3 protein-coding genes are annotated in these 3,698 nt (G+C 68.2%); all 3 read left to right on the top strand.

Features of this window, described 5'->3' with window-relative positions; translation table 11 throughout:
- Nucleotides 1-180 precede the first annotated feature (180 nt).
- Genes ABZY89_RS29430 through ABZY89_RS29420 form a run of 3 tightly spaced genes read left to right on the top strand, consistent with a single transcriptional unit; the run spans nt 181 to nt 3,537 of the window.
- Nucleotides 181-1,065: a sugar ABC transporter permease gene (locus tag ABZY89_RS29430; protein ID WP_355232713.1), complete on the top strand. Its 885-nt coding sequence runs from the start codon at nt 181-183 to the stop codon at nt 1,063-1,065.
- Entirely contained in the window at nt 1,049-1,912 is an 864-nt protein-coding gene (locus ABZY89_RS29425; protein WP_355232712.1) for an ABC transporter permease subunit, read from the top strand. The genes ABZY89_RS29430 and ABZY89_RS29425 overlap by 17 nt, the downstream gene beginning before the upstream one ends.
- A 14-nt stretch (nt 1,913-1,926) precedes the next feature.
- On the top strand, nt 1,927-3,537 hold the full coding sequence (locus ABZY89_RS29420; protein ID WP_355232711.1) for a glycoside hydrolase family 13 protein: 1,611 nt from the start codon (nt 1,927-1,929) through the stop codon (nt 3,535-3,537).
- The last annotated feature ends 161 nt before the right edge of the window (nt 3,538-3,698 follow it).

The following is a 3,698-nucleotide window of genomic DNA, read 5'->3' as shown; positions in this document are numbered from 1 at the left end:
CGCTGCTGTCGTTCGTGCTGCCCAACCTCGACCCGTCCTCGCCGACCTACCTGGGCGAATGGAAGTTCATCCCGGCGCAGGCCAACCGGATGCGCCGAGACCCCGCGGTCTCGGCGGCGGGCGCCCCGCCCCCTCCAGCGCGCGCGAGACTCCTACCGCCGCTACTGGTACGCCTACGCGATGGTCGCGCCCGTCGTGATCGTGCTCGGCGTGCTCGTCGGCTACCCGCTCCTGCGCGGCTTCTACCTGACCCTGACCGACGCCAACAGCCTCAACTCGGCACGCACCATCGGCGTCAACACGATCGACGCGACGTACAAGTTCATCGGTCTCGACAACTACGCCGAGATCCTGTGGGGCCCGTCGGCCTACGACCGCTTCTGGTCCCACTTCGTGTGGACCATCGTCTGGACCGTCACCTGTGTCGTCCTGCACTACGTGATCGGCCTCGGGTTGGCGATGATGCTCAACCAGCGGCTGCGCGGCCGCGTGGCGTACCGGCTGCTGCTGATCCTGCCCTGGGCGGTGCCGACGTTCGTCACCGTCTTCGCCTGGCGGATCATGCTGGCCGACGCGGGCGTCATCAACTCGATGCTCGACACGATCGGTCTCGCCTCACCGAGCTGGCTCGAGGATCCGACCTGGCAGCGTACGGCCGCGATCATGGTCAACACCTGGTGCGGCGTGCCGTTCATGATGCTCTCCCTGCTCGGCGGGCTGCAGTCGATCGACGAGAACCTCTACGAGGCGGCCGAGATCGACGGCGCCAACGCCTGGCAGCGGTTCCGCCACGTCACCCTGCCGGGGCTGTCGTCGGTGAGCTCGACCGTCATCCTGCTCGGCGTGATCTGGACCTTCAACCAGTTCGCGATCATCTTCCTGCTCTTCGGCAACACCGCGCCCGACGCGCAGATCCTGGTCACCTGGGCCTATCGACTCGGTTTCGGGCAGCAGCCTCGCGACTTCGCCATGTCGGCGGCGTACGGCGTGCTCCTGCTCGCGATCCTGATCGTCTTCACGTCCTTCTACTACCGGTGGTTGAAACGCAATGACCAGCTCGCCTAGTACCAAGCAGCGCCGCCGCGGAGAACTCGGCCCGGTCGCGCGCGTGGGCACGCACGTGACGCTCACGGTGGCGTCGCTGATCGCGCTGTTCCCGATCGTCTGGCTCGTCTATCTGTCCCTGGGACCGGACAAGGACGACTACCTCCACCCCGGCGGGATCTTCGCGAAGGCGACGCTGGACAACTACTCGTTCGTGCTGACCAACACCGCCTTCTTCAACTGGCTGTGGTCGACGTTGGTGGTCGCCGGGGGCACGACCCTGTTCGGCGTGATGTCGGCGGCGACGACCGGCTACGCGGTCTCCCGGATGAGGTTCCCCGGCCACCGGCCGCTGATGTGGGTCCTGCTGCTGACGCAGGCGTTCCCGATCGCGGTGCTGATCGTGCCGATGTACGAGATCTTCTCCCAGCTCCGCCTGGTCGACTCGCACTTCGGCCTGATCCTGGTCAACTGCACCACGATCGTCCCCTACTGCTCCTGGCTGCTGAAGGGCTACTTCGACACCATCCCGGTCGAGCTCGACGAGGCCGGCATGATCGATGGACTCACCCCGTTCGGTACGTTCTGGCGGCTGATCCTGCCGCTGGCTCGTCCGGGTCTCGCGGTGGCCGCGTTCTACGCCTTCATCACCGCCTTCGCGGAGGTCGCGTTCGCCTCGACGTTCCTGCTCGACGATTCGAAGTACACCTTCGCGGTCGGGCTGCAGAGCTTCGTCAGCGAGCACGACGCGCAGTGGAACCTGATGGCGGCCACCGCTGTCCTCATCGCCATCCCCGTCACCGTCTTCTTCTATCTCGTCCAACGACACGTCGTCACCGGTCTGACCGCCGGCGGCGTCAAGGGCTGAAAGGTTTTCTGTTGATGTCCTCCGAGTGGTGGCGCGACGCCGTCATCTACCAGGTCTACCCACGCAGCTTCGCCGACAGCGACGGCGACGGCACCGGTGACCTTCCCGGGATCCGGTCCCGCCTCCCCTACCTCCGCGACCTGGGGGTGGATGCGGTCTGGCTGAGCCCGTTCTACGCCTCGCCGCAGGCCGACGGCGGCTATGACGTATCCGACTACCGTGCGGTCGACCCGCGCTACGGGACGCTGGACGACGCTCGCGCGCTGATCGCCACGGCGCACGATCTCGGCCTGAAGCTCATAGCCGACATCGTCCCCAACCACTCCTCCTCGGAGCACGTGTGGTTCCAGCAGGCTCTCGCCGAAGGGCCCGGGTCGCCGATGCGGTCGCGCTACCACTTCCTGCCCGGACGCGGCGAGAACGGCGAGGAGCCGCCCAACGACTGGGACTCGATCTTCGGCGGTCCCGCCTGGACCCGAGTGCCGGACGGCGAGTGGTACCTCCACCTCTTCGCCCCCGAGCAGCCCGACTTCAACTGGAACTCCCCCGAGGTCCACGCGGAGTTCCTGGACATCCTGCGGTTCTGGCTCGACCTCGGCATCGACGGCTTCCGCATCGATGTCGCCCACGGCCTGGTCAAGGCGGAGGGCCTGCCCTCCATCGGCCACTCGGACCAGCTCCACCTGCTCGGCAACGACGTGATGCCCTTCTTCGACCAGGACGGCGTCCACGAGATCTACCGTTCGTGGCGTCGGGTTCTCGCGGACTACCCGGACCGGATCTTCGTCGCCGAGGCGTGGACCCCGACGGTGGCGCGGTCGGCGAATTACGTACGCCCCGACGAGCTGCACCAGGCCTTCAACTTCGAATACCTCGACACCGCCTGGGACGCCGCGGCGCTGCGCAAGGTCATCGACAGCTCCCTGGACGCGATGCGCCCGGTCGGCGCGCCGGCGACCTGGGTGCTGTCCAACCACGACGTCACTCGGCACGCCACCCGGTTCGCGAACCCGCCGGGGTCGGGGACCCAGATCCGAACGCCTGGCGATCGTGAGCTCGGGCTGCGGCGGGCTCGTGCGGCCACCTTGCTGATGCTCGCGCTTCCGGGATCGGCGTACGTTTACCAGGGCGAGGAGCTCGGCCTGCCCGACGTCACCGACCTGCCGGACGAGGTCCGCCAGGACCCGTCGTTCCACCGCGCCAACGGCCAGGACGGCTTCCGCGACGGCTGCCGGGTGCCGCTGCCGTGGACGCGGTCGGGCTCGTCCTACGGCTTCGGCGACGGTGGCTCCTGGCTGCCGCAGCCGTCGGAGTGGGGCGACCTGAGTGTCGAGGCCCAGGCGGGTGTCGAGGGTTCGACCCTCGAGCTCTACCGCTCCGCCATCCGCACCCGTCGGGAGGTCCCCGGCCTCGGCGCCGGCGACGCGGTGACCTGGCACGACGAGGCCCCGGCCGGGGTCCTCTGGTTCGAGCGCGACGGCTTCGCCTGCACGGTCAACACCACCAAGGAGCCCGTACGCATCACCGCCCCCGGCCGCGTACTCCTCTCCTCCTCGGGCCCCGTGCCCATCACCGACGGCTCGGCGGAACTCCCCGCCGACACCACCGTCTGGTGGCAGCTCTAGCCGAGAAGTCACCCCCGTCGGCCGAGTTGGCACCTTTGGGGAGCGAGTCCGCAGCTGTGGACGCTGAATCTGTAGTTGTGGGCGACGCCACGCGGGTCGACATCCAGCGAGACGTGGTGCTCGGCGGTGCCCTCGAGCCAGGTCACGCTGGGCCCGTCGGC

Source organism: Nocardioides sp. NPDC006303, from assembly GCF_040613175.1.
GTDB lineage: Bacteria > Actinomycetota > Actinomycetes > Propionibacteriales > Nocardioidaceae > Nocardioides.
The sequence above is the reverse complement of the archived record's forward strand: the minus strand, read 5'-3'. Positions and strand labels throughout refer to the sequence as shown.